At 65.8% G+C, this 22,148-nt stretch carries 22 protein-coding genes; 8 read left to right on the top strand and 14 right to left on the bottom strand.

Annotation, left to right across the window (positions count from 1 at the left end):
- Window positions 1–29: 29 nt before the first annotated feature.
- Window positions 30–1,757 carry a glycosyltransferase gene (locus tag NQ038_RS04085; RefSeq protein WP_257047771.1) on the bottom strand — a complete coding sequence of 576 codons (1,728 nt, stop codon included), beginning with the start codon at window positions 1,755–1,757 and terminating at the stop codon, window positions 30–32.
- Between the two features lie 440 nt (window positions 1,758–2,197).
- Between NQ038_RS04085 and NQ038_RS04080 the strand changes: the two genes are divergently transcribed.
- The 3 genes from NQ038_RS04080 to NQ038_RS04070 all read left to right on the top strand — a co-directional run bounded on the left by NQ038_RS04080 (window position 2,198) and on the right by NQ038_RS04070 (window position 4,282).
- Entirely contained in the window at window positions 2,198–3,208 is a 1,011-nt protein-coding gene (locus tag NQ038_RS04080; RefSeq protein WP_257057250.1) for an aldo/keto reductase family protein, read from the top strand.
- A 163-nt stretch (window positions 3,209–3,371) separates the two neighbouring features.
- Window positions 3,372–3,908, top strand: coding sequence for a Panacea domain-containing protein (locus tag NQ038_RS04075; RefSeq protein WP_257057251.1), 537 nt, complete (start codon window positions 3,372–3,374; stop codon window positions 3,906–3,908).
- A gap of 14 nt (window positions 3,909–3,922) precedes the next feature.
- The gene (locus NQ038_RS04070; protein WP_257057252.1) at window positions 3,923–4,282 is read left to right on the top strand and encodes a type II toxin-antitoxin system death-on-curing family toxin; all 360 of its coding nucleotides are present in this window, start codon (window positions 3,923–3,925) and stop codon (window positions 4,280–4,282) included.
- 2 nt (window positions 4,283–4,284) lie between these two features.
- Here NQ038_RS04070 and NQ038_RS04065 read toward each other — a convergent pair whose 3' ends face one another.
- Window positions 4,285–5,400, bottom strand: a complete 1,116-nt coding sequence (locus NQ038_RS04065) for an acyltransferase (RefSeq protein ID WP_257061870.1) — start codon at window positions 5,398–5,400, stop codon at window positions 4,285–4,287.
- A gap of 151 nt (window positions 5,401–5,551) precedes the next feature.
- Here NQ038_RS04065 and NQ038_RS04060 point away from each other — a divergent pair, with 151 nt between their 5' ends.
- The gene (locus tag NQ038_RS04060; RefSeq protein ID WP_257047767.1) at window positions 5,552–6,349 is read left to right on the top strand and encodes a DUF981 domain-containing protein; all 798 of its coding nucleotides are present in this window, start codon (window positions 5,552–5,554) and stop codon (window positions 6,347–6,349) included.
- Window positions 6,350–6,376: 27 nt separating this feature from the next.
- Here NQ038_RS04060 and NQ038_RS04055 read toward each other — a convergent pair whose 3' ends face one another.
- From NQ038_RS04055 to NQ038_RS04035, 5 genes are all read right to left on the bottom strand, one after another.
- A complete protein-coding gene (locus NQ038_RS04055; protein WP_257061868.1) occupies window positions 6,377–6,880 on the bottom strand; it encodes an NUDIX domain-containing protein in 504 nt (167 codons plus the stop codon).
- Between the two features lie 9 nt (window positions 6,881–6,889).
- A complete protein-coding gene (locus NQ038_RS04050; RefSeq protein ID WP_257047764.1) occupies window positions 6,890–7,594 on the bottom strand; it encodes an antibiotic biosynthesis monooxygenase in 705 nt (234 codons plus the stop codon).
- A 59-nt stretch (window positions 7,595–7,653) separates the two neighbouring features.
- Window positions 7,654–8,436, bottom strand: coding sequence for a LysE family translocator (locus NQ038_RS04045; protein ID WP_257061867.1), 783 nt, complete (start codon window positions 8,434–8,436; stop codon window positions 7,654–7,656).
- Window positions 8,433–9,062 carry a helix-turn-helix domain-containing protein gene (locus tag NQ038_RS04040; protein WP_257061865.1) on the bottom strand — a complete coding sequence of 210 codons (630 nt, stop codon included), beginning with the start codon at window positions 9,060–9,062 and terminating at the stop codon, window positions 8,433–8,435. Before NQ038_RS04040 ends, NQ038_RS04045 begins: the two co-directional genes overlap by 4 nt.
- 153 nt (window positions 9,063–9,215) lie before the next feature.
- On the bottom strand, window positions 9,216–10,592 hold the full coding sequence (locus NQ038_RS04035; protein ID WP_257047761.1) for an NAD-dependent succinate-semialdehyde dehydrogenase: 1,377 nt from the start codon (window positions 10,590–10,592) through the stop codon (window positions 9,216–9,218).
- A gap of 226 nt (window positions 10,593–10,818) precedes the next feature.
- Here NQ038_RS04035 and NQ038_RS04030 point away from each other — a divergent pair, with 226 nt between their 5' ends.
- A complete protein-coding gene (locus NQ038_RS04030; protein ID WP_257047756.1) occupies window positions 10,819–11,172 on the top strand; it encodes a nuclear transport factor 2 family protein in 354 nt (117 codons plus the stop codon).
- Here the strand turns inward: NQ038_RS04030 and NQ038_RS04025 are convergent.
- On the bottom strand, window positions 11,154–11,726 hold the full coding sequence (locus NQ038_RS04025; protein WP_257047755.1) for a 3-hydroxyacyl-CoA dehydrogenase NAD-binding domain-containing protein: 573 nt from the start codon (window positions 11,724–11,726) through the stop codon (window positions 11,154–11,156). The two genes, NQ038_RS04030 and NQ038_RS04025, sit on opposite strands and share 19 nt — an antisense overlap.
- A gap of 72 nt (window positions 11,727–11,798) precedes the next feature.
- On the opposite strand from NQ038_RS04025, the gene NQ038_RS04020 reads away from it, so the two are divergent.
- The gene (locus tag NQ038_RS04020) at window positions 11,799–12,776 is read left to right on the top strand and encodes a hypothetical protein (RefSeq protein WP_257047754.1); all 978 of its coding nucleotides are present in this window, start codon (window positions 11,799–11,801) and stop codon (window positions 12,774–12,776) included.
- A gap of 102 nt (window positions 12,777–12,878) precedes the next feature.
- Here the strand turns inward: NQ038_RS04020 and NQ038_RS04015 are convergent, their stop codons facing one another.
- From NQ038_RS04015 to NQ038_RS03990, 6 genes are all read right to left on the bottom strand, one after another.
- Window positions 12,879–14,510 carry a long-chain-fatty-acid--CoA ligase gene (locus tag NQ038_RS04015; RefSeq protein ID WP_257047752.1) on the bottom strand — a complete coding sequence of 544 codons (1,632 nt, stop codon included), beginning with the start codon at window positions 14,508–14,510 and terminating at the stop codon, window positions 12,879–12,881.
- A gap of 61 nt (window positions 14,511–14,571) precedes the next feature.
- Window positions 14,572–15,354, bottom strand: coding sequence for an enoyl-CoA hydratase-related protein (locus tag NQ038_RS04010; RefSeq protein WP_257047751.1), 783 nt, complete (start codon window positions 15,352–15,354; stop codon window positions 14,572–14,574).
- Between the two features lie 46 nt (window positions 15,355–15,400).
- The gene (locus NQ038_RS04005; RefSeq protein WP_257047750.1) at window positions 15,401–16,366 is read right to left on the bottom strand and encodes an NADPH:quinone oxidoreductase family protein; all 966 of its coding nucleotides are present in this window, start codon (window positions 16,364–16,366) and stop codon (window positions 15,401–15,403) included.
- Between the two features lie 92 nt (window positions 16,367–16,458).
- Complete coding sequence (locus NQ038_RS04000; RefSeq protein ID WP_257047749.1) at window positions 16,459–18,084, bottom strand: AMP-binding protein; 1,626 nt, start codon at window positions 18,082–18,084, stop codon at window positions 16,459–16,461.
- A gap of 35 nt (window positions 18,085–18,119) precedes the next feature.
- Complete coding sequence (locus NQ038_RS03995) at window positions 18,120–18,740, bottom strand: TetR/AcrR family transcriptional regulator (RefSeq protein WP_257047748.1); 621 nt, start codon at window positions 18,738–18,740, stop codon at window positions 18,120–18,122.
- 60 nt (window positions 18,741–18,800) lie between these two features.
- A complete protein-coding gene (locus tag NQ038_RS03990) occupies window positions 18,801–19,574 on the bottom strand; it encodes a 3-hydroxyacyl-CoA dehydrogenase (protein WP_257047747.1) in 774 nt (257 codons plus the stop codon).
- A 158-nt stretch (window positions 19,575–19,732) separates the two neighbouring features.
- On the opposite strand from NQ038_RS03990, the gene NQ038_RS03985 reads away from it, so the two are divergent.
- Together NQ038_RS03985 and NQ038_RS03980 are read left to right on the top strand one after the other, a co-directional pair.
- Complete coding sequence (locus NQ038_RS03985) at window positions 19,733–20,875, top strand: thiolase family protein (RefSeq protein WP_257047746.1); 1,143 nt, start codon at window positions 19,733–19,735, stop codon at window positions 20,873–20,875.
- 10 nt (window positions 20,876–20,885) lie between these two features.
- Window positions 20,886–22,061 (top strand): acyl-CoA dehydrogenase family protein, encoded by a 1,176-nt coding sequence (locus NQ038_RS03980; RefSeq protein ID WP_257047745.1) that lies wholly within the window; start codon window positions 20,886–20,888, stop codon window positions 22,059–22,061.
- Window positions 22,062–22,148 lie beyond the last annotated feature (87 nt).

Below are 22,148 nucleotides of genomic sequence, written 5' to 3'. Positions count from 1 at the left end.
CGACAATCATACGAGAAAGTTTCGTCGACTCACCTTGTGAACCCGTTCATTATACCATGTTTCAAGCTCGCATTTCCGTTCTGGGTCCTGTACAACTCGTATCGACCGATTTCGAGGTCATCGTCTCGGTCGAGGCCGCCCACCCTGACCCTGTTCACTTCTCCCCCGCCGAACAGGTCAACGAACAGGTCGAGCACCCCGGGCCGGATACCGGCCAGGCGTTCCAACTGCACCCGGCAGACGAGCTGAGAGCCCAGCACCAGTCCTCGCTGGCGACCGAATATCGTTGGCTTACCCCTGTGCTGCCAGACCAGCAGTGCGTCGCCGACATAACCGGCAGCGGTGTCTAGATGCACCCTGAACTCGAGAGCATTCTCGGCCAGGAATAAACCGGTCAGTTTGGCGGTCACCGCTTGACGCTTTCCACGCGGTTTTTTCGGTCCGAACTCCCGCATGGTCCGACCCCACAGTTCGACGTTGGGCCGTTCGTAGAATTCCGCGACACGTGTGCGGGCTGCCCGGCGCATAGCACGTAGCTCTTCCGTGCTCAGCTCGGAGACTCGGCGGATCGCAGCGGCTAGAGCGTCGATGTCACCGGCCGGAACCAGGAACCCATCGCGCCCGTCCGTGATGATGTCGGCCGGACCGTATTTGAAGTCGTAGGCTATCGGGATGCAGCCGGCGGACATCGCCTCCGACACGACCAGGCCCTGCCCCTCAAACCTGCTGGCCAGGACCAGGAAGCTCGCGTCCTGCAGGAACCTCTTCGCGTGGTCCACGTGCCCGTGCAAGGTGACACGATCACGCACGCCCAGATCATCGATCAATCCCATGATCCCGTTCCGCTCCGGTCCCTCACCGTATACGTCGAGATGCACGGAAGAATCAGACGGGCACTGTGCCAAAGCTCGAACTACGTGGTCGACGCGCTTCTCCGGTGAAAGCCTGGCGATAATTGCCCCGTGGCTGGGATCCCGTGGAGTATCCGGATCTCCATGGGTGTCGTGGGCGAAGTTGGGAACCGTGCGAATGGCACCGGCGCTGACCTGCGATTCCAGCATGTCGGTTCGTTGTCGGTCGGTCAGGGTTACGGCGAAATCGAAGAAGTCCAGGTGGCTGACGATCTCGAGCTTCCCCTTGTTGAGCCGCCCGAATATGCTTCCGGCGGGATCGGTAAAGTACGGCGTGTGCATGACCTGACAGGTGACCACATTGTCCCTGCGGTAGTCATAGACGAACGAGCCCGCGAACTTCGAATCGGAGATGAGATATGCCTGTCGGCCGGCGATCACCGCGTCGAGCCAGGCCTGGTAGAAGGAGTGTATCGATTTCCACCGCCCGATAGGCGCGCCCCGGCTGTCGTAGAGGGTGATCCGCCTGGCGTCCTTGCGTTTGGCCCCCGGCACCGGACGTTCGGTGACCAGCAGCCCGCCTTCCGGCCGGTAATGGTCGACCTGCCAACCGCCTTCTGCCTTCGCGCGGACCCGCTGCCTGCCCGCAGGACGTTCCAAGAGTTCGTCCGGGTCGATCAGCGCACCCGGATTGCCTGAGCGTAGGCCACGGAGCTGTTCGTCGGACCACGTCCGCAGGTCCTGCCACAGGTTCCTCAAGTGGGCATCGGCACCAAGTCTGCCGGAGTCTCTCAGTTCGGCTTCTTTGGCCTGGACGTCCAGGTCCGGCGACAGTGTGAGGATCGTGACCAGGCGGTCGTCCAGCGCAGAAAAGGATGTGCTGCGCTGGAGGACGACTGTCGTCATTCCGCCGTACGTCTTCCCGATACTCCAGATCAGACTGTAGTGGTCGCCCGGCGGCAGCAGCCCGTTTCCCGCCGGACCGGCAGGGGCGCCGGGTCGTTTGTCCGTCCCTGCCGTGCTGAGACGGACAAGGTCTTCCTAACGCCGCGCTCAACCTTGCGCGCGATGCGTTTCATGAATCCCATATGTGAAGGCCGCCTTGAGGGTAAGGGAACTATGTGATGTACGTACCATGGTCACATTACAGTCCTCGCTGCACCGTTTTACGAAAGAATCCTCACAGCCCTCTGAATACACCTGTGACTTGCAACTCGTTATCGAGGAGTTGACCGGCCCCAGCAGCTCACCGCACAACGGTTGAATGCCGCAGAGCCGCCCCACCCACCGCGCTGACCTGGCACAATGGGATGTGGCAGACGCAACACGACGACGAAGGAGACACAGTGGAGTTCCGCTATCTGGGCAATTCCGGTTTGAAGATCTCGGAGATCACCTACGGCAACTGGCTCACCCATGGTTCGCAGGTGGAGAACGAAACCGCAGCACGCACCATCCACGCCGCGCTGGACGCCGGCATCACGACCTTCGACACGGCCGATGTCTACGCCAACACCAAGGCCGAATCCGTGCTGGGCGAGGCGCTGAAGGACCAGCGCCGCGAATCCTTGGAGATCTTCACCAAGGTCTACAACCCGACCGGACCCAAGGGCCACAACGATTGCGGCCTGTCCCGCAAGCACATGATGGAGTCGATCAACGCCTCCCTGACCCGCCTGCAGACCGACTACGTCGATCTCTACCAGGCCCACCGCTACGATTACGAGACCCCGCTGGAAGAAACGATGCAGGCCTTCGCCGACATCGTGCACTCCGGCAAGGCCCTCTACATCGGGGTCAGCGAATGGACGGCCGACCAGATCCGCCGCGGCCACGCCCTGGCCCGGGAACTGGGCATCCAGCTGATCTCATCCCAGCCGCAGTACAACATGCTGTGGCGAGTCATCGAAGGCGAAGTCGTCCCGACCTGCAAGGAACTGGGGATCAGCCAGATCGTCTGGTCGCCCATCGCCCAGGGCGTGCTCACCGGCAAGTACAAGCCGGGTCAGCCGCTGCCGGCCGGCACCCGCGCCACCGACGAACACGGCGGCAACAACGCGATCAAACGCTATCTGGACGAGGAGACCCTAGCCGGCGTCGCCAAGCTGGAACCCATCGCGAAGGACCTGGGCCTGACCATGGCGCAACTGGCGATCGCCTGGGTGCTCAGCAATGACAATGTCGCCGCCGCCCTGGTGGGCGCCTCGCGACCCGAACAGATCCAGGCCAATGCCGAGGCCTCGGGCGTGAAGCTCAGCGCCGACGTTCTGGCCGAAATCGACAAGGCCGTGGGCCACCTGGCGAAGACGGATCCCCTGCTGACCTTCAAGTCCAGCCCCAAGACCCGTCCGGCCTGAGTCCATCGAGCATTTGGTCAGGCACAGGAAATAACACCCGGGAACATCCCATCTGCCCTCAGCGTTAGTCAGGCAGATGGGATGTTCCCATATACTCCTCGTGGGGCTCGCATAGAATTGGGCAGAGATACCCTCGACCCGCATTCGAAAGGCGGTGACGACAATGACACGTGCAACCTCTGTTCTCGCATACATCAAGGCACGCCTGCCTGCGGTGCAGAAAACCAAGGCATTCAAGCTCTTGTACTATGCGGAGGCTTGGAACTTGACGTGGACAGGCCGGCCGCTTTTCGATGAACCCATCGAAGCGTGGCAGTTCGGCCCAGTCGAACGCTCCTCTTATCAGGCGTTCGATACCACACCGCCTAATCTCGATGGCTTGACCCCGGAGCAGGCTTCTATCGTCGATGCCGTCTTGGCATATTACGGGTCGAAGTCACGCCAGGATCTAGTCGATCTCAGCCACTCTGAGACGCCCTGGCGTTCAGCCTTCTACTCTCGGGATGGTGGTCATGAGAATGGCAAGACGATCGACGCAGGAGCGATGATTAGAGAGTACTCAAGCCAGTCGGTGCGCGGCGTAGGCCCGACAAAGCCCGCTCTACCAGGCGAACCGGCTGACCAGACTGCTGTCGATGACATAGCCAGAGCAGCCATACAGAAGTGGGCAGGAGCCCTGAACCTCCTCGCCCAACGATGACGAGTTACTTATCGGTGGCCCAGGTCATCGGCCTGCACGATACGCTCCAGAGCGCCCCGGTTATGAACCGGGGCGCTCTGGAGTCAGCAGTCGCTCAGCCGCAAGCCGGATTCGGGGAGACAGAGTTCTACCCAAGCACGTTGGAAAAAGCAGCCGTACTGCTACGCGGCGTGGCCAATGCCCATGCCTTCGTCGACGGTAACAAGCGCACAGCTTGGGTCACTACCGTGATCTTTCTTCAGCTGAACGGAATCTTGGTCATGGGCCCGACGGACACCCAGGTCGCAGATTTCGTTGATCTGACGGTTGTGCAGGGCAACGCCTCGGTCGGCGAAATCGTCGATTGGCTGCTTGCATATTGCGTTAGAACATAGCCTCAGTGCCGCGGGGCACCCGGCTCGCCGCGGGAGTTGGAGGCTGCGGTGACCTCGGCGAATCCGCGTTTGAGGGTACTGCGCAGCCGGCGCCGCAGCGGCCGCTCGACCCACCGTTCCACGATGATGGCCAGCGCCACGCACACGGCCGTGGCCACGGCTACGACCAGCCATTTGTTCAGCGTCGGGCTCAGCGTCCTGATCACGGTCCAGCCCCAGTACTGATGGAACAGGTAGAGCGGATAGGTCAGCGCACCCGCATAGGTCATCCAGCCCCATCCCTTGTGCCGCAGGGGTGTCACCGTGACCAATGCGACCAGGGCGAAGCACAGGATGACAAGGGCGGCACAGACGGTGTCCGACATGTCCCGGCCCACGTACTTCTGCACCATCGGGTGGAAGTTCACCGCGATCGTCTGTGGCACGGCGAAGCACACGGAGTAGACCACCAGTAGCCAGCGGAGCAGCGAATGCCCGTACTGGTGGATGAGGAACAGCGCCATCCCACCGGTGAACAGTCCGGCGTAACCCGGCTGCAGCAGTTCGACGACCAATCCCGCGTCCCCCTGCTGGGCCATGGCCCCCACAAGCGGCCAGACGATGATGAATGCCATAATCCGCGTCTGCGTCATCCCCACGACCAAGAAGATCGCGATCATCACATAGAACAGCAGCTCGATCCACAGGGTCCAGTAGACACCGTCGACGTCCTTCTGCCCCAGGGCGTTCTGCATCATCGTCAGGTTCGCCAGTGTCTTGACCGCCGAGGGGTTCTTGAAGACTTCGGGAGCCAGCAGCGGCCCCAGCAACGACCCCAGGAGCACCGACACCCAGTAGGCGGGATAGAGCCGGGAGATCCGCCCGGCGATGAAGCTCTGGACGCTGCGGCCCTGGGCCGACATCAGGATGACGAAGCCGGAGATGATGAAGAACAGCTGCACGCCCAGCGCGCCGTAGGCCGTCACATGGGACAGGGCGCCGAATGTCTGTTCTGTGCTGGCCTGCCAGTTCTTGTGGTTGCGGCCGGTGTAGTGATAGGCCAGAACGGATGCCGCGGCGCACAGGCGCAGCAGGTCGAGCAGGTAGAAGCGCGGCGGTGCTGCGGCTGGTGAGGACAAGCTGCCTTCCTGTGCTGATCGGGGTGATTCGCATACGGAACCATTCCTCACGCTAGCAGGTCGCCTTAGCTCCACCGGTGGAGGGAATATTCAGCGGCCTCACACGTTGCAACTACTGTAAGTTTTAACTATCTGGAAAGAAGCAACCATCATGGGGTTCTTCACCGGTGAGAAGTCACCGGGAATGATCGACTGGGCCACGATGCCCACGTACAACACCATCATGTCGACCGCAGCCGGCGTTGGACTGCTGCTGACGGTATGGTTCTTTATCGAATTGCGCCGGGCGTCCAAGCAGCCCGGCGCCCAACCCGACGCTGACCCGACCCTGGGATCCGAGACCCGGCATCTGAACACCACGGGCTGGGCCCTGGCGTTCCTGATCCCCGGGGCGATCCTGTTCATCATGGGCCTGCACATGGCATTGACCTGGCCGCTGGCCGCAGGCGGGTTCCCGTTCGACAATGTGATCTTCGGCGAGCCCAGCATCGCCTTCGGCGCACTGTTGATCGCCGCTGCCGTGTTCCTGTTCCGTCGCGGTGCACGTCTGAACACCGTTGCGAACCCGCTGCGCTACGCCGCGCAGACGGCCCGGCCCGTATCCCTGTTCATCGCGGCGATCGGGCTGGCACTGATTGCGATCGCCTTCGCCGGAGTGACGTTCCAGCTGTTCGCCGCTCCCCCGCAGGAGCCGATCAGCGGTAACTTCGCCGCCTGGCCGTGGCTGGAGGCGAGCTTCATCTCGCTGGTCTACGCACTGATCGGCATCGGGGCGATCCTGTTCCCCTTCTCCGTCACCAAGGTCGCCAGGGCCGAGGACGCGGCTGCAGCATCGGGCGCGCTGTTGAAGTGGAACGGCGTCCTGTGGATCATCCCGGGGATCGTCTGGGTGCTGTTCGGCGCCCTGAACTTCTACACGCACATCGGTCTGATCGTCAACACGATGTGAGTGCGGGCGGGCGCGTGATCGCCCGATCTATCCGCGGTAGCGCTGCGGCAGGTTGGGGATCACGAAGTCCCGGGTCAGCGGGGCGAATTGGCGTTCCGCGGTATCGGCCGGCAGGTTCTCGATGGAGAACCAGCCGGCCTCTTCTATCTCCTCATGCACATGGGGCTCGGCCACGTCGAGCCCCGCCGGCACCCCCTCGAAGGTGAACACGGTCCCCGTGACCGAATGCCCTGCCTCGTTCGCGGCGACCGTCGTCCAGGTGCCCAGTTCGGCCAGCCCCGGCACGTCGATGTCCAGCCGCAGTTCCTCGGAGATCTCCCGGACCACCGCATCACGGGCGGACTCACCGCCTTCCGGCTTGCCACCGGGCAGCATGAAGCTGGTGGTTCCGCGCTTGCGGACCATGAGCAGTTCGGCCCGCTGCGGGTGGCGCAGGGCAAGAGCCGATACGACGATGTTCTTGGCGCGGGCCATACTCGAGTCAGGAGTCGCGGGCGCGGTCACGGTCGCCTCGGCTGAAGAATCATTCACCGGGCCATCCTACGCGCGCCGCCGCGCTCGGCGCGGGCGCTGCCGCCGGCTCCTGGGACGGCGTGGCTTGTTCAGCCAGCCGGCGAACAGCTTGGTCGTGAACAGCGGCAGCACGAAGTAGACCATGATCGGCATGACCAGCACGGTGGTCGCCAGGACCCGCAGGACCAGGGGCGTGGCTGCGGGCAGGAGCAGGCCGATGACGACATTGCCCAGCAGACTCATCGGGAAGAAGCCCAAGAAGATCACGATCATCTGCTTCCAGCGCGGCGGGGCGGAATCGTCCGCCGCCTGTTCGTGGAAGGGCTTGGTGTCGAACCAGCCCTCGATCCCGGTGCGGCGCTCGGAGCGCTCAGACTGCACATGGTCGGCCAATTCGCTGGCCCAGGCCCGCCGTTGCGGCGACGCCTCCCAGGATTTCAGCGTCTTCGCATCGGAAAAGCGGTAGAGCATATGCCAGGTGTGCGATTCGGAGTCATTGCGCACCCACCCCGAACCCAGATACCCGGGCCAATACCGCAGCATCGCCTGACCACGGGAGACCCACTGTTCGACCTCGCCGGATGCTTCAGGGTCGACTTCACGGGTGATCTGCACTGTGATCGGCTGTTTCCGACCGGCCTGGGAGCCCGCTTGTTTCCGGGGTTCGGACCGCATCCGGTCGATGGTCTGATTCCGCGGCTGCACGGGGGTCGTGGTCTGAGGATCGCTCATGCACCCATTATCCTCATCTCAGATTACGGACTGGTTACGCGGGGTGCCGACTCCTGTGCTTACAGCCCCGCCCAGGGGATGAGGACCAGGCCCAGGACCACGAACAGGGCTCCCAGGAACGTGTCGATTGCCGTCTGGGCACGCTCATAGGCGCGAATCACCAGGGGCCGGGAGCTCAGCAGAGCGACCAGGGTGAAGAACGCCAGAGCGATACCCGTCATCACGGCCCCCGCCAGCAGGGACTCCCCCAGCGTGATCGCCTGCGGCAGGACGCTGACGAAAAGCGCCCCGAAGAACACCACCGCCTTGGGATTGCCGACTGTGTTCGTCAGATAGCCCAGCCGCACATCGGCGAAGCGCTGCCGCGCCCCGGTGCCAGTTTTCATCCCAACGGCGTTCGGCGAATGGCTGCTCGCCGTCGGCTCTGCCGGCGGTTCAGCCGCCGACTCCGGCACAGTGGAGCCACACGGCGAATCCTCAGGGGCCGCCGTGGCCGAGTCGCTCGACACGATGTCCCTTTCCCGGACCTGATCCCGGGACCGTTCCCGGTGGGCGCGCCACAGGGCCCGCAGGATGGACAGGCCGTAGAACACCAGGAATACGGCGCCCGCGATTCGCACGGCGAAGAACAGCACGTGGTGCCGGGCGATGAGCCCCACGATCCCGAACAGTGCCAGGCACAACCAGGTCGCGATACCCGCCGCCACCCCGGCGGCTGTACGCATTCCAGAGTGCAGGCCCCGTTCCAAGGTCCGGCGCAACACCGCCAGGAAGTCCGGTCCCGGCGATGCGACGGCCACCGTGAAGGTGCCCAGCAGGACGATCCAGGCACTGATACTCATCGCACTGCCCCCGCCCTGTCGTGGGCCGCGCCCGAGGTCGACCCCAGCGCCACCAGGGCCTGACAGCCGGTGGGGCCCGCCGTATAGGTGTGGGGTTGGTCCCCGTCGAACTCGATGAGGTCCCCGGGGCCAAGGTCCGCCTGCCCGGCGTCGGCTTCCTGGCCGCCGCCGGCCTCGGCGCCGAGATCCGGCCCCGCCGTCATCATCCCGGTGATGACCACGAAGATCTCCACGGTCCCCGGGGTGTGGTGGACTCCTGCGAAGTGCTCACCCGGGGCCATCCGCAGGCGCCAGAATTCGAAGGACCTGCCACCGGGGATGCGCACCAGCAGATCCTCGACGATCGAATCGCCTTCGATGCGGCTCAGCTCGTCGAGCGCTGTCTGCGGTGCCCGCCGCACGGTGGTCCCCGGGTCCTCCCGCGACAGGAGGTCGCCCACCGGGATGGCCAGGGCCACGGCCAGGCGTTCGATCGTGTCCAGGGTCGGATTGCCCCTGCCGGATTCGATCCCCGACAGGGTCGCCTTGGACACTCCGGCACGAGCGGCCAAAGCGGACAAGGACATGCCCCGGTGTCTGCGGATCGCCGCCACCCGGGCGCTCACCTGTTCCTGCCAATCACTCATGTGTGCACAATAAAACAAACGCCTTGTTCAGTACACTGAACAAGGCGTTTGTTTCATCATGCGGGAGCAGCAACCCCCGCACCCGGATCTCAGACCCGCCACCCGGATCTCGCCCGGCGCGCAGCCGACCGAGTTCCCAGGTGACTACCGGGCTCAGTTCTGCTTGTAGTACAGCTGCTTATTACAGAACTCGTCCATGGCCAGCGGGCCCAGTTCGCGGCCGATGCCCGAACGCTTCACACCGCCGAAGGGCAGGTATTCGCGTGTGCCTTCCGGAGCGTTGATGTAGACCATGCCTGCGTCGATCTGCTTGGCCACGCGCTCCGCAGCCTCCAGATCCGGGCCGAAGACGGCCGACCCCAGGCCGAACGGCGTGTCATTGGCCAGGGCCACAGCTTCCTCTTCGCTGGCGACCTTGAACAGCATGAACGCGGGACCGAAGAGCTCCTCGTGGAAACCGCGCTTGCCGGGCTTCACATCGGTGAAGATGACCGGTTCGACGTAGGCACCGGGCGTGTCATAGGACTTGCCACCGGTCAGCACGGTCGCGCCGTCGGCGATCGTCGCCTCGACCTGCTCCATGAAGCGCTCGCGCGCGGCCTGGCTGGACAGCGGGGCCAGCGCGGAGCCCTCGGCGGTCGGATCCGCCGGGGTCATCTCCTTGGCCTTCGCGGTGATCTTCGCCGCGAAGTCGTCGTAGATGTCCTCCATGACGATCATGCGCTTGGGGCTGTTGCAGGCCTGGCCGTTGTTGCCCATGCGGGTGGCGAAGAGCGTGTCGACGGTCTGATCCAGGTCATCGGCGCCCAGCACGATGTAGGGGTCGGACCCGCCCAGTTCCAGCACGACCTTCTTCAGGTTCGCACCGGCTGCCGCGGCCACGGCCTTGCCCGCACGCTCCGAACCCGTCACGGACACACCCTGGTTGCGGGGGTCGGGCAGGATGATGTCGGAGACCTGCTCATTGGTCGCGTACACGTTGATGTAGGCGTCCTTGGGAATGCCGGCCTCGTGGAAGATCTCCTCCATCACGGCGGCCGAACGCGGGTCCTGCGGGGCGTGCTTGAGGATCACGGTGTTGCCCAGTGCCAGGTTGGGGGCTGCGAACCGGGCCACCTGGTAGTACGGGAAGTTCCAGGGCATGATGCCCAGGATCGAGCCGACCGGGCGGCGGCGCAGGTAGGCCTCCGCGTCCTTGGGCCCGCGCAGCTGCTCGTGCTTGATGAAGTCCTCGGCGTTTTCCGCGAAGTACTTGTAGATCAGACCGCACAGCTGGGCTTCGCCCACGCCTTCGGGAACGGGCTTGCCCATTTCGATGTTGATGTAGCCGGCCAGTTCCTCCGCCCTGGCGAAGTAGATCTCCGATACCTTCGCCAGCGCCGCGGTGCGTTCTGCGATCGGAGTGTCGCGCCAGGACAGATAGGCGTTGTGCGACCGGTCCAGAGCGTCCTTGATCTGGTCATCGGTGGCGGTGGGGAACTCTTCGACGAGTTCGCCCGTTGCAGGGTTTACTACCTGGTACTGCGACATCCCATACCTTCCTTTTCCATGCCCCGCGATGCTGCGACGGGCACGTATATGTGCGACATGTGTCGTGTGGCGCGCGATACATTGCGTGCTACTCCAACCGTATGGGAACCCGTTCCCGGATACAAGACGGATGAGTGCCCACCCGGCGGAGATTGTTAGAGTTCTAAGCCAGCGCCCACGGTAACCGCCGCGGGCCGCCACCCGAACACGATCCGAGGAGATTCCCATGTCAGATATCCGCGCCCTGGCGCTGAAGTACTATGCGACCGTCGACGCCGGCGATCCCGAGGCCACCACCGCCCTGTTCGCCGCCGACGCCACCTACGACCGCCCCGGCTACGACACCTTCGCGGGCCCCGCCATCGGCGAGTTCTACCGCGGCGACCGGATCATCGTCTCCGGCGCCCACACCGTGACCGAGGTCGTCGTCGACGGCAACCGTGCCGCCACCCGCGGCGAGTTCAACGGCAAACTCAAGGACGGTTCGGACGCCCACGAGGGTTTCGCCGACTTCTTCGAGTTCGACGCCGCCGGCCTCATCGCCAAGCGCACCACGTACTTCTACCGCGCCGCGGTCTGAGTCCGCTCGGCCTCCGGATCCCGATCCGCCGGCCTCACGCGCAGCCCCACCGCGCGGCACAGCGCCAGGGCCCGCTCCACGCTCTCCGAGCTGCTCCCCCGCCCGGCGATCACCTCGGCGGCGGTGGCATCCGGTGCCAGCCACACCGCCACCAGCCGGGCCGCGGCGATATCGTCGAGACCGCGGGCCAGGGCCGCGACCTCGGCCCCGCCGGATGAGTCCGCCACCGGTTCCGGAGCAGCGGTGACCAGCAGGGACCCGGCGGGGGCCGCCAGCGCGATATCGACCAGTGCCTGTTGTTTGGCCCCCGCCCGGTCCGGCCCGCACTCGAAGACCACATCGGCGCCGATCACCGCATCGTCGAGTCCTGCGGTGGGTTGCACCCGCCCGGCGTCGATGACCGCCGCGGCCTCCCGGATACCCTGTGCGACCCCTTCGATGTCCGGTGTCGGATCGAACAGCCGCACGTGCAGTCCGGCCGCGGCGCAGATCCGCGCCCATTCCCGCCCGATCCCATCCACGCCGATGACGGCGACCGCCCGCTGTGAAGTCATGGACCCAGGGTATCCGGATCGCTGGGTGAAACAGCCCGGCCCCGCAGCCCGGGCAGTGGCAGAATTGGCTCCATGACACCCGTTCCTCAAACAGTAGTTCCCCCGCAGACACTCCATCAGGCGAAACAGGAGGCCTCGGCCGCCGCGAGCCGGGCGGGCGTCGACATCCGCCTGCTGCACAGCTCGGCCCAGTGCCAGGCCGCCGCCGACCTGCTCGACGATGTCTGGGGAGTGTCCCCCGGAACCAATGCGGTCGCCGACACCGGTATGTTGGTCGCCCTGTCCCATGCGGGCAATTACGTGGGCGGTGCCTTCCCCCGCGGCACAGTGGCCGACGACGTCCACGCGGATGCGATCCGCGGAATGGCACTGGGTTTCTTCGCCGAACCGCTGGGCCAGACCCTGCACTCCCATGTGGCGGGGGTGCGCCGCGACGGCCTGGGCTCCGGGGTGGGCGCGGCGCTCAAGCTCGACCAGCGCGTCTGGTGCCTGGAGCGCGGGATCACGGAGATGCACTGGACCTTCGATCCGCTGATCGCCCGGAACGCGTATTTCAATTTCCAGCGCCTGGGCGCCGACTGCGCCGAATACCTGGTCAACTTCTACGGCGAGATGACCGACGGGGTCAACGCCGGCCAGGGCTCCGACCGCATGATGGTCTCCTGGCGCCTGGACAAGCCGGCGGCGCGGGAGACCGTGGAGGTCCCCGCCGAGGACCCGGCCTTCGCCTGGGTGCTGCGCCTGGCCGAGGACACGCAGGAACCGGTGGAGACGCCCCTGGGGGACGCAGCGGCAGGCGCTGCGGCGGCCGGTGCCGCTACGGCAGGCGCTGCGGCCGCGACGGAACCCGGTGCGGCCTCGGCCGGCAACACCGCTGCGACCACCGTCGGTGTGCAGATCCCCTTGGACATCGAGGCCCTGCGCGCGGCGAACCCGGAACTGTCCGCCCGCTGGCGCCGGGCCCTGCGCGCGGCACTGACCGGCCTGTTGGAGACCGGCTGGACGATCACCGGCGTCACCCGCTCCGGCGTCTACCTGCTGACCCGCTAATACAAAAGAGTTCCACTACTTGACGAAATGTCGTTTTCCGGGCTGATTCGCCGGATTTTCACCATTTCGTCAAGTAGTGGAACTCTAAAAAGGGGAAGAGCCTCAGCCCTCCCAGTTGGAGCGCAGCAGCTTCTTGTCCAGCTTGCCCACCGAGGTCCGCGGCAGTTCATCGACCACGATGACCTGATCGGGCAGCTGCCACTTGGCGAAGCGGCTCGACAGGGTCTCCCAGACGATCTCCTTCGTCACCGTTTCACCGGGTCGGGCCACCACATAGGCCACCGGGCGCTCGTCGAACTTGGCGTCGGGCACGCCGATCACACAGGCCTCGGCCACCGCCGGATTGTCCAGGATCGCATTCTCCATGTCGATCGAGGAGATCCACTCGCCGCCGGACTTGATGACGTCCTTGATCCGGTCGGTCAGCTTGACGTAGCCCAACTCATTGATCACGGCCACGTCCCCGGAACGCCACCAGCCGTCTGCGAAGCGGTCCGCGTTGTCGTCGAGCTTGTAGTAGCTCTCCGTGATCCACGGCCCGCGCATCAGCAGTTCGCCCATGGACTTGCCATCGTGGGGCAGCTCCTGGCCGGCGGGGTCGACGATCTTCATCTCCACCCCGAACAGCGGAACACCCTGCATCCGCTTCATATCCCACTGCTCGTCCTCGCTCATCCCGTCCAGGGCCGGCTTGAGGCGGTAGTTCACCGATACCACGGGGGTCGTCTCCGAGGCCCCGTAACCGTGGACGACATCGGCCCCGGTGATCTCCTTGAAGCCCTTCATCAGGGCCACCGGAGGTTCCGATGACCCTGCGACCAGGCGGGCGCGCGAGAGATCGACCGGCTCCTTGGCCGCCTTGAAGTGCTCCAGCAGCGGGGTGAAGATGGCCGGCGCCCCGTTGGCCAGGGTGACGCCCTCGTCGATCATCGCCTGGGCTACCTCGCCGATGTTGTCGGTGGAGAACTTGCCCGGCAGCACCAGCTTGGCGCCGGCGGCCAGGGCGAACAGCGGGTAACCCCACGACATGACGTGGAACATGGGCGTCCACGGCATGATGACGTCGCGGTAGTGCACGCTCAGCGCGGCCACGCAGCCCATGGCGTGCAGGACTACGGAGCGGTGCGAGTAGTAGATGCCCTTGGGCCGGCCGGTGGTGCCGGTGGTGTACCCGGCGAAGGCGGCGGTCGTCTCCTCGATGACGGGCCAGTCGTACTCCTCGGAGGCCGCGGCCAGCAGGTCCTCGTAGTAGTACACGTTCTCCAGCTTGGGCGAGTACTGGTCGGAGGGCTTGTCGCCCATCACCACCCAGCCGGTGACATAGGTGTTCTGGGCCATGGCCTCGGCGATGGGCAGCAGGGATTCGTCGACGAACACCCACTTGGCCTGGGAGTGGTCGATGACGTATTCCAGGTCGTTCTGCGGCAGGCGCAGGTTCAGCTGCAGGAAGGTCGCGCCGATCCCCGGCACGCCGTAGTAGAGCTCCAGGTGGCGCAGCGAGTTCCAGTCGAGCACGCCCACCATCGAACCCGGGCCGATCCCCAGACCGGTCAGCGCATTGGCCAGGCGGTTCACGCGCTTGCCGAATTCGCCGTAGTTCGTCCGCCCCCAGGTCCCGTCGACGCGGTGGTAGACGACTTCGTGTTCGGAGAAGGTGCCCGAGGCGTACTTGAGCATCTGGGTGGTGTTGAGCTGGTAGCTGTCCCCCTGGGTGGAGGGGATTCCCTTGAGCATTGTGACTCCTTGCGGTTCTCGATGGTGCGTGGTGCGTCCGGACCCGGGCCGAGGCCCCGGTTCAGTTTCCGGTGAAGGTGGCCTGCCGCTTCTCCAAGAACGCGGCCACGCCCTCCTTGTTGTCGGCACTGCTCAGCAGCCGGGCCTGGCCTTCTGCCTCGCGGTCCAGTGCCGCCGTCAGGCCGTCCAGGCTCGCCGCGTTGATCGCGCGCCGGGTCTCCCGGTAGGCCAGGGGCGCACCGGCCGCCAGGGTGGCGGCGACCTCGGCGGTGCGGGCCTGCCAGTCGGCCGGGGCCGCGACCTCGCTGGCCAGGCCCCAGTCCAGGGCGGTGGCCGCCTGGACCTTCTCGGCGGTCAGGGCCATCCGCATGGCGCGGTGGCGCCCCGCCGAGGCCGCGACCAGCGCGGTGGCGCCGCCGTCGGGCATCAGGCCGATCTTGGTGAAGGCCAACATGAAGTAGGACTTCTCGCTCATCACGATGTAGTCGCACGCCAGCGCCAGGGAGCAGCCGACCCCGGCGGCCGCGCCGGAGACTCCGGCCACCGAGGGGATCGCGAGGTTCTTCAGGCGTTCGACGATGACGTTGATGACGTCGAGGATCCCGCCGGTCTGCTTGGCCGAATCGTCCCCGGCGTCGTTGACCGCGCCCAGGTCGGCGCCGGAGGAGAAGGCGCGGTCGTTACCGCGCAGCACCAGGACCCTGGCCTCGGCCTCGGCGCGCTCGATCGTCGCCAACAGCCTCTCCGTGGTGGCCCGGTTGAGTGCGTTCATGGATTTCGGCCGGTTGAACGTCACAGTCATGATGCCGTCGGCGTCCAGGTCGACTAGGAGTTCGTCTGTCATCAGGGGGTTCCTTCGTATCGTGGGATCGGCAGTGGTGGGGCCGGGGTCAGGGCTTGAGGATGATCTTGCCGCGCACGCTGCGGTCGTCGATGTCCGTCAGTGCTTGGCCCGCCTGCTCCAGCGGATACGTCGCATGGATGTGGGGGTTGAGCTGTCCGGCTTCGATGAAGGGCATGAGGACCTTCCACTGACCGTCGAGGTAGCCGGGGCGGACCATCGCCGCGGCGCCCCAGCCCACCCCGGCTACCGAGATGTTGTTCAACAGCAGCCGGTTGACCTTGACCTGGGGAATGGAGCCGGCGGTGAAGCCCAATACCAGCAGGGTGCCGAAGGTCGCCAGGCTGCGCAGCGAGTCGGTGAAACGATCGCCGCCGACCACATCGGCCACCAGGTCGACGCCGTGCGGGTAGAGTTCCTTGACCGCATCCTTGAAACCATCGGCGAAGACCACGTGCTGGGCGCCGAGTTCGCGCACCACCTGGGCCTTGGGCTCGCTTGAGACCACGCCGATGACGGTCACGCCCATCGCCAGGCCCAGCTGCACCAGGGCGGATCCCAGTCCGCCGGCCGCGCCGTGGACCAGCAGGGTCTGGCCAGGCTGCAGGTTCCCCCGCACGCGCAGGGCGAAGTCCGCCGTCAGGACGTTCATCGGGATTCCAGCGCCGGATTCGAAGTCCACCGATTCGGGTAGGGGCAGGACCATATCCGCGGGCACCGTGGCGTATTCGCCCCAGGAGTCCTTGCCCGCGATGAACACCACCCGGTCACCGGGGACGAACTTGTCCACGCCCGCGCCCACGGCCTCGACCACGCCGGAGCCCTCGGAGCCCAGGGTGAACGGGATCGGGTGCTTGACCTGGTACTCGCCGCGGGTCTGCAGGAGTTCGGGGAACGTCACACCCGCTGCCTCGACCTTGATGAGGATCTGGCCGGGGCCGGCCTCCGGCTTGGGGATCTCCGCCAGCACGATGTTGGTGGGACCGGTGAGTTCGTTGACCTGGACTGCTTTCATGTCTTCCCTCTTCATTGAGTTATCGGGCCCGGTGGCCCCGGACCTAAACTATCCGAACATTCGATCAGTAGCTTACCGCAAAGCGCGCGCTCTCAGGAGTGCATCACGAATGCTTGATCGGCGGCGGCGGGATCGAGCTTGCGCTTCTGCAGCTTGCCCGTGGGTGTACGCGGCATCTGATGGGTGAAGTACACGATGCGCGGCAGCTTGTACTTCGCGACCCGTTCCCCCAGCCAGCCGATGATCGCAGCGGCGGTCTCCTTGGTCGCGGGCACTCCTGCGGCCAGGTCGATATAGGCCACGACGATCTGGCCCAGTTCGTCATCGGGCTGGCCGTCGATCGCCACATCGGCGATGTCCGGGTGCAGCGCCAGGGCGTTCTCCACCTCCTGCGGATAGATGTTCACGCCACCGGTGATGATGAGGTAGGCCTGACGTTCGGCCATGTAGAGGTAACCGTCCTCGTCGATCCGCCCCATATCGCCGATCGTCGTCCAGTCCCACTTCTGCGGATCCGGGTGGCGCGTCCCCGCGGTCTTCTCCGGCTCGCCCCAGTAGCTGAACGGCTTCTTCCCGGCGAACTCCATCCAGATATTGCCGACCTCGCCGGCCGGCAGCTCGTTGAGTTCGGCGTCGAGGATGTGCACCGTTGTGCCGCCGGCGCCCTGGCCCACCGAGCCGGGCTTGCGCAGCCAGGCCTCGGAGTCGATGATCGTCGAACCGTTGGATTCGGTCGATGCGTAGTATTCCCAGACGATTGGGCCGAACCAGTCGATGATCTTCTGCTTGACGTCCACCGGGCACGATGCCGCGGCGTGGACCATCACCCGCATGCTGGAGACGTCGTAGCGGGCACGGACCTCCTCCGGTAGCTTGAGCAGGCGCACGAACATGGTCGGCACCCACTGCGAATGCGTCACCCGGTACTTCTCGATCAGCCGCAGGCACTCCTCGGCGTCGAACTTCGGCATGACGACCACGGTGCCGCCGTAGCAGTGCGTCATGTGCACGAACCGGATCGGCGCGGCGTGATACAGCGGCGCCGGCGACAGGTAGACGGTGTCCTCGCTCCATTTGAACAGGGGGCCGAAGGTCGACACGGGGAAGATCCCCTCGAACACCTCGACCGATTGATCCGGCAGGGCCGGCTGGATGCCCTTGGGCCGGCCGGTGGTCCCGGAGGAATAGAGCATGTCACCGCCGCGCGGCTCGTATTCCGGCCGCTCGTTCGTCAACGCCGCCAGCACGTCCTCATAGGGCGTGGCCGCCGGCAGGTCACCGCCGACGGACAGGAGTTCGGCGACCGCGGGGCCGTCCGGACCGTCCACCACAAGGGCCCTGGCCAGCTCCTCGGCCAGCGGCAGGCCGGTGGAGATCGTCATGGACTTCGCGCCGCAGTTGCGCACGATGTATTCGGCCTCGCCCACGGTCAGGTGGCTGTTGACCACGGTGACCAGGAGGCCGGCGCGCTGTGCCGCCCAGTACTCCTCGATGATCTCGAAGCGGTTCTCGGCGATGATCGCCACATGGTCTCCGCGTTCGAGCCCGCTGCTGCGGTAGTGGTTGGCCAGCCGCTGCGAACGGTCCTCGAGCTGCGCATAGGTCAGCACCCGCCCCGTGTCGCTCATGATGACGGCGGGCTTGTCGGGGAAGCGCTCAGCATAGTATCCGGGATACATCGCCGGGCTTGTCGTTGGGTTCGTCTGTGTTTCGGTCATCGTTTCACGCCCTTGTGACGGTCCTGACTGATGGATTATTCGGTAGTGGGTGCCGAGGCGACGCCCAGCCATTCGGCCGCCAGCGCCTCCCACAGTGGCACCATGGGCTCGGTGCTCATATCGCGTCCGGAGAACGCATAGGTCATCGCCTGCCCGCGCATGGCGGAGAACAGCAGGCCGAAGACGTCGCCGGCCCTGGGGTGAGCCGCCAGTTCTGGGCCCAGATCGGCCATCGCCGATTGCCTCACCCGGCGCAGCACCGTGCGCTCGTGGGTCGCGGTCAGCGCTGCCAACTCCCTGTCCGTGCGGGCCGCCGTCCAGGCTTCGAAGGCGACCCAGAAGATGGGTTCGGCGAAGCTCGACCACAGGCCCTCGACCAACCGGGCGATCCGCGCCGCCGGCTCCGAGGTGCCGGTCGCCTCGGCGTCGGCGTGTGCGGCCCGGCGCGCCGCCGCCTGCGCCAATCTGGTGTCGGTGGCGCTGGTGACGGCGGCCATGATGAGCTCCCGTTTATTCGGGAAGTGGTAGAGCAGCCGGCCCCGGGAGACCTCCGCACGCTCCTGCACCTTCTGTGTGGTGGTGCCGGAGTATCCGAACTCCAGCAGGCACTCGATCGTCGCGTCCAGGATCTGCTCGCGCGACTGAGCTGCGCGCATTTGCGTCATGGTCTCCCCGGGATTCCGGCCGGCTGTCCGGCCTGCTCGAGTCGTGCTGCTCTATTTGGGCTGCATCCGGATGGCGCCGTCCAGTCGGATCGTCTCCCCGTTGAGGTAGGGATTCTCGACGATCTGGCGGGCCAGCAGCGCGTATTCCGGCGGTTCGCCCAGGCGCGAGGGGTTGGGCACCTGACGGCCCAGGGACTCCAGAACGTTGTCGGGGGCACCGAGCATCAGCGGGGTCTTGAAGATGCCGGGGGCGATCGTGTTGACACGGATCAGACCGGAGGCCAGGTCGCGTGCCGCGGTCAGCGTCAGGCTGACGACGCCACCCTTGGAGGCGGAGTACGCGGACTGGCCGATCTGGCCGTCGAATGCCGCGGCGGAGGCGGTGTTGATGATCACGCCGCGCTCACCGTCGATGGGTTCCTGTGCGCGCATGGCGGCCGCACCCAGGCGCAGCACGTTGAAGGTGCCGACCAGGTTGACCTCGAGGACCTTGCGGAAGGTCTCCAGTGGGAATACCCCGTCCTTGCCCACGATCCGGTGGGCCGAGCCGATCCCGGCGCAGTTGACGACGGCGCGGATGTCGCCGAACTCCTTGGCCTTCTCGATCGCCGCGGTGACGTCTTCCTCGCTGGTGACGTCGCCGGGGGCGAACAGGGCGGTGCCCGGTGCCTGGGCGTTGTAGTCCTCGGCGATCTGCGCGCCGACCGAGCGCGGCAGGTCGAAGAGGACGACCTTCGCGCCGGCGCGCACCAGTTCGTCTGCTGTCGCCTTGCCCAGACCGGATGCGCCTCCGGTGATGAAGGCCACGTGTCCTGCGATGTTCATACTGCTTCCTCCTCGAAGCATCGACTGATTTCGGAGGGACATCCGAATACAGTCCATCTTGACTGTTTTTGTCCCAGGTGTAAAGCTGGTCACATCCAAACAATCTCCCGATCCCCTCAAAGCGGAGCGGATTCGGACATCGCCTCGGAGGAACCCACATGACAGACGCAGTGATCGTCGCAGCCCGCCGCAGCGCCACCGGCAAGCGCAACGGCGCCCTTTCCGGCATCCACCCGGCAGACCTGGCCTCGACGGTGTTGGCCGATCTGGTCGCCACCACCGGCATCGACCCGGCCGTCATCGACGACGTGGTCTTCGGCTGCGTCAGCCAGGCCTTCGAACAGACCGGTGACATCGCCCGCACCGCCGCCCTGGGCGCCGGCTTCCCCGAGGACGTCACCGGTGTGACCATCGACCGCCAGTGCGGCTCCAGCCAGCAGGCCCTGCATTTCGCCGCGGCCACCGTGGCCTCCGGCCAGGCCGATGTCGTCATCGCCGGCGGTGTGGAGTCCATGTCGCGCGTGCCCATGGGCTCGACCTCCCAGGGCAAGTCCCCCTACGGCCAGGCCTTCAAGTCCCGCTACCCCGGCGACAACCCCAACCAGGGCATCGGCGCCGAGATGATCTGCGATCGCTGGGGCTTCGACCGCACCCAGCTCGACGAATTCTCCCTGCGCTCCCACGCCCTGGCCGCCGAGGCGACCGACAAGGGCGAATTCACCGACCAGATCGTGCCCGTGCAGACCGAATCGGGCGCCGTCACCGTCGATGAGGGGATCCGCCGCGGCGGCACCCTGGAATCGCTGGGCAAGCTGAACACCGTGTTCCGCGAGGATGGCCGGATCACCGCAGGCAATGCCTCGCAGATCTCCGACGGCTCGGCCGCGATGCTCGTCATGACCTCGGCCAAGGCCAAGGAACTGGGCCTGACCCCGCTGGTGCGCGTGCACACCGCCGTGCTCGCCGGCGACGATCCGCGCATTATGCTCACCGCGCCCATCCCCGCCACCGCCAAGGCTCTGAAGCGTTCGGGCCTGTCGGTTAACGACATCGGCACCTTCGAGGTCAACGAGGCCTTCGCCCCCGTCCCGCTGGCCTGGCTCAAGGAGACCGGCGCGGACATCGAGCGCCTCAATCCGCAGGGCGGCGCAATCGCCCTGGGCCACCCGCTGGGCGGCTCCGGGGCGCGTCTGATGACGACCATGATCTACCGGATGGTCAACCAGAATATCCGTTACGGACTGCAGACCATGTGCGAGGGCGGCGGCCAGGCCAACGCCACCATCCTGGAACTGGTCTGAGGAGGATGCGATGAAGCGCAATCTCTATGAAGAGGACCACGAGGCCTTCCGCGGCACCGTCGCCGCTTTCCTCGAGAAGGAAATGGCGCCCCACCGCGAGGAGTGGGAACAGGCCAAGAACACCGGGCGCGAGATCTGGAAGAAGGCCGCCGAGGCCGGCCTGATCGGGTTCTCCCAGCCCGAGGAGTACGGCGGTGCAGGAGTCGACGACTTCCGCTTCCACATGGTCATCAGCGAGGAGGTCGCCAAGCGCGGCCTGGGCGGATGCACCGGTGGCTGGGGCGTCTCCGACGGGATCGTGCCCGGCTATCTGCTGAGCTTCGGAAACGAGGAACAGAAGCAGAAGTACCTGCCCGGCCTGGTCGCAGGCGAGCTGATCGCAGCGATCGCCATGACAGAACCGGGCGCCGGCTCGGACCTGCAGGGCATCACGACCCGCGCGGTGCGCGCGGACGACGGTTCGGGCGACTGGATCATCAATGGTTCGAAGACGTTCATCACCAACGGCCAGAACGCCGATTTCGTCGTCGTCGTGGCCCGCACCGACATGGACGTCAAGCCCTCCCGCGGGACCTCGCTCATCATCGTCGACGCCGGCACCCCCGGCTTCGAGCGCGGCCGCAACCTCGACAAGGTGGGCCTGGCGGCCCAGGACACCTCCGAGCTGTTCTTCACCGACGTCAGGGTCCCGGCGGGCAATCTGCTGGGCCAGGAGGGCCAGGGCTTCAAACACCTGATGGCCAATCTGCCCTTCGAGCGCCTGTCGATCGCCTCCGGTGCCGTCGCGGCCTGCCGCGCGGCCCTGGACTGGACCGGGGAGTACGTGTTCAACCGCAAGGCCTTCGGCGGGACCATCGGGGACTTCCAGAACACCCAGTTCACGCTGGCCGAGCTGGAGACCAGGGTGGACGCCGCCGAGGCCTATCTGGACCGCTGCGCCCTGGCCCTGAATGCCGGTGAGCTCACCGCGACCGAGGCCGCAAAGGCCAAGTGGCTGACCTCCGACCTGCAGGTCGAGCTGGTCACCCGCTGCCTACAGCTGTTCGGCGGCTACGGCTTCATGAACGAGTACCCGATCGCCCGGGCGTTCCGCGACAGCCGGATCCAGCCGATCTACGGTGGCACCACCGAGGTCATGAAGTACATCATCGGCAAGGAACTGCAGAAGCGCTACACGCTGAACTGAGGTCCCTTCCACCCATCACGCCGTCGTCGCAGCCCATCCCGCGAAGGATGCACTGCGGCGGCGGCGTGATGTGAATCGCACGGCCCT

Source organism: Brevibacterium sp. 50QC2O2 (genome assembly GCF_024580675.1).
In the GTDB taxonomy this organism is placed as follows: domain Bacteria; phylum Actinomycetota; class Actinomycetes; order Actinomycetales; family Brevibacteriaceae; genus Brevibacterium; species Brevibacterium moorei.
This window is presented reverse-complemented; position numbering and strand designations above follow the sequence as displayed.

Bases quoted from the DNA above. Each gene is read 5' to 3' on its own strand.
- NQ038_RS03990 (WP_257047747.1), bottom strand. From the start codon at position 19,574: ATGAACATCGCAGGACACGTGGCCTTCATCACCGGAGGCGCATCCGGT.
- NQ038_RS04005 (WP_257047750.1), bottom strand. From the start codon at position 16,366: ATGAAAGCAGTCCAGGTCAACGAACTCACCGGTCCCACCAACATCGTG.
- NQ038_RS04015 (WP_257047752.1), bottom strand. From the start codon at position 14,510: ATGCTCAAGGGAATCCCCTCCACCCAGGGGGACAGCTACCAGCTCAAC.
- NQ038_RS04085 (WP_257047771.1), bottom strand. From the start codon at position 1,757: ATGACGACAGTCGTCCTCCAGCGCAGCACATCCTTTTCTGCGCTGGAC.
- NQ038_RS03985 (WP_257047746.1), top strand. From the start codon at position 19,733: ATGACAGACGCAGTGATCGTCGCAGCCCGCCGCAGCGCCACCGGCAAG.
- NQ038_RS04035 (WP_257047761.1), bottom strand. From the start codon at position 10,592: ATGTCGCAGTACCAGGTAGTAAACCCTGCAACGGGCGAACTCGTCGAA.
- NQ038_RS04000 (WP_257047749.1), bottom strand. From the start codon at position 18,084: ATGACCGAAACACAGACGAACCCAACGACAAGCCCGGCGATGTATCCC.
- NQ038_RS04040 (WP_257061865.1), bottom strand. From the start codon at position 9,062: ATGAGTGATTGGCAGGAACAGGTGAGCGCCCGGGTGGCGGCGATCCGC.
- NQ038_RS04075 (WP_257057251.1), top strand. From the start codon at position 3,372: ATGACACGTGCAACCTCTGTTCTCGCATACATCAAGGCACGCCTGCCT.
- NQ038_RS04010 (WP_257047751.1), bottom strand. From the start codon at position 15,354: ATGACAGACGAACTCCTAGTCGACCTGGACGCCGACGGCATCATGACT.
- NQ038_RS04045 (WP_257061867.1), bottom strand. From the start codon at position 8,436: ATGAGTATCAGTGCCTGGATCGTCCTGCTGGGCACCTTCACGGTGGCC.
- NQ038_RS04025 (WP_257047755.1), bottom strand. From the start codon at position 11,726: ATGACTTCACAGCGGGCGGTCGCCGTCATCGGCGTGGATGGGATCGGG.
- NQ038_RS03995 (WP_257047748.1), bottom strand. From the start codon at position 18,740: ATGCGCGCAGCTCAGTCGCGCGAGCAGATCCTGGACGCGACGATCGAG.
- NQ038_RS04060 (WP_257047767.1), top strand. From the start codon at position 5,552: ATGGGGTTCTTCACCGGTGAGAAGTCACCGGGAATGATCGACTGGGCC.
- NQ038_RS04050 (WP_257047764.1), bottom strand. From the start codon at position 7,594: ATGAGCGATCCTCAGACCACGACCCCCGTGCAGCCGCGGAATCAGACC.
- NQ038_RS04020 (WP_257047754.1), top strand. From the start codon at position 11,799: ATGACACCCGTTCCTCAAACAGTAGTTCCCCCGCAGACACTCCATCAG.
- NQ038_RS03980 (WP_257047745.1), top strand. From the start codon at position 20,886: ATGAAGCGCAATCTCTATGAAGAGGACCACGAGGCCTTCCGCGGCACC.
- NQ038_RS04030 (WP_257047756.1), top strand. From the start codon at position 10,819: ATGTCAGATATCCGCGCCCTGGCGCTGAAGTACTATGCGACCGTCGAC.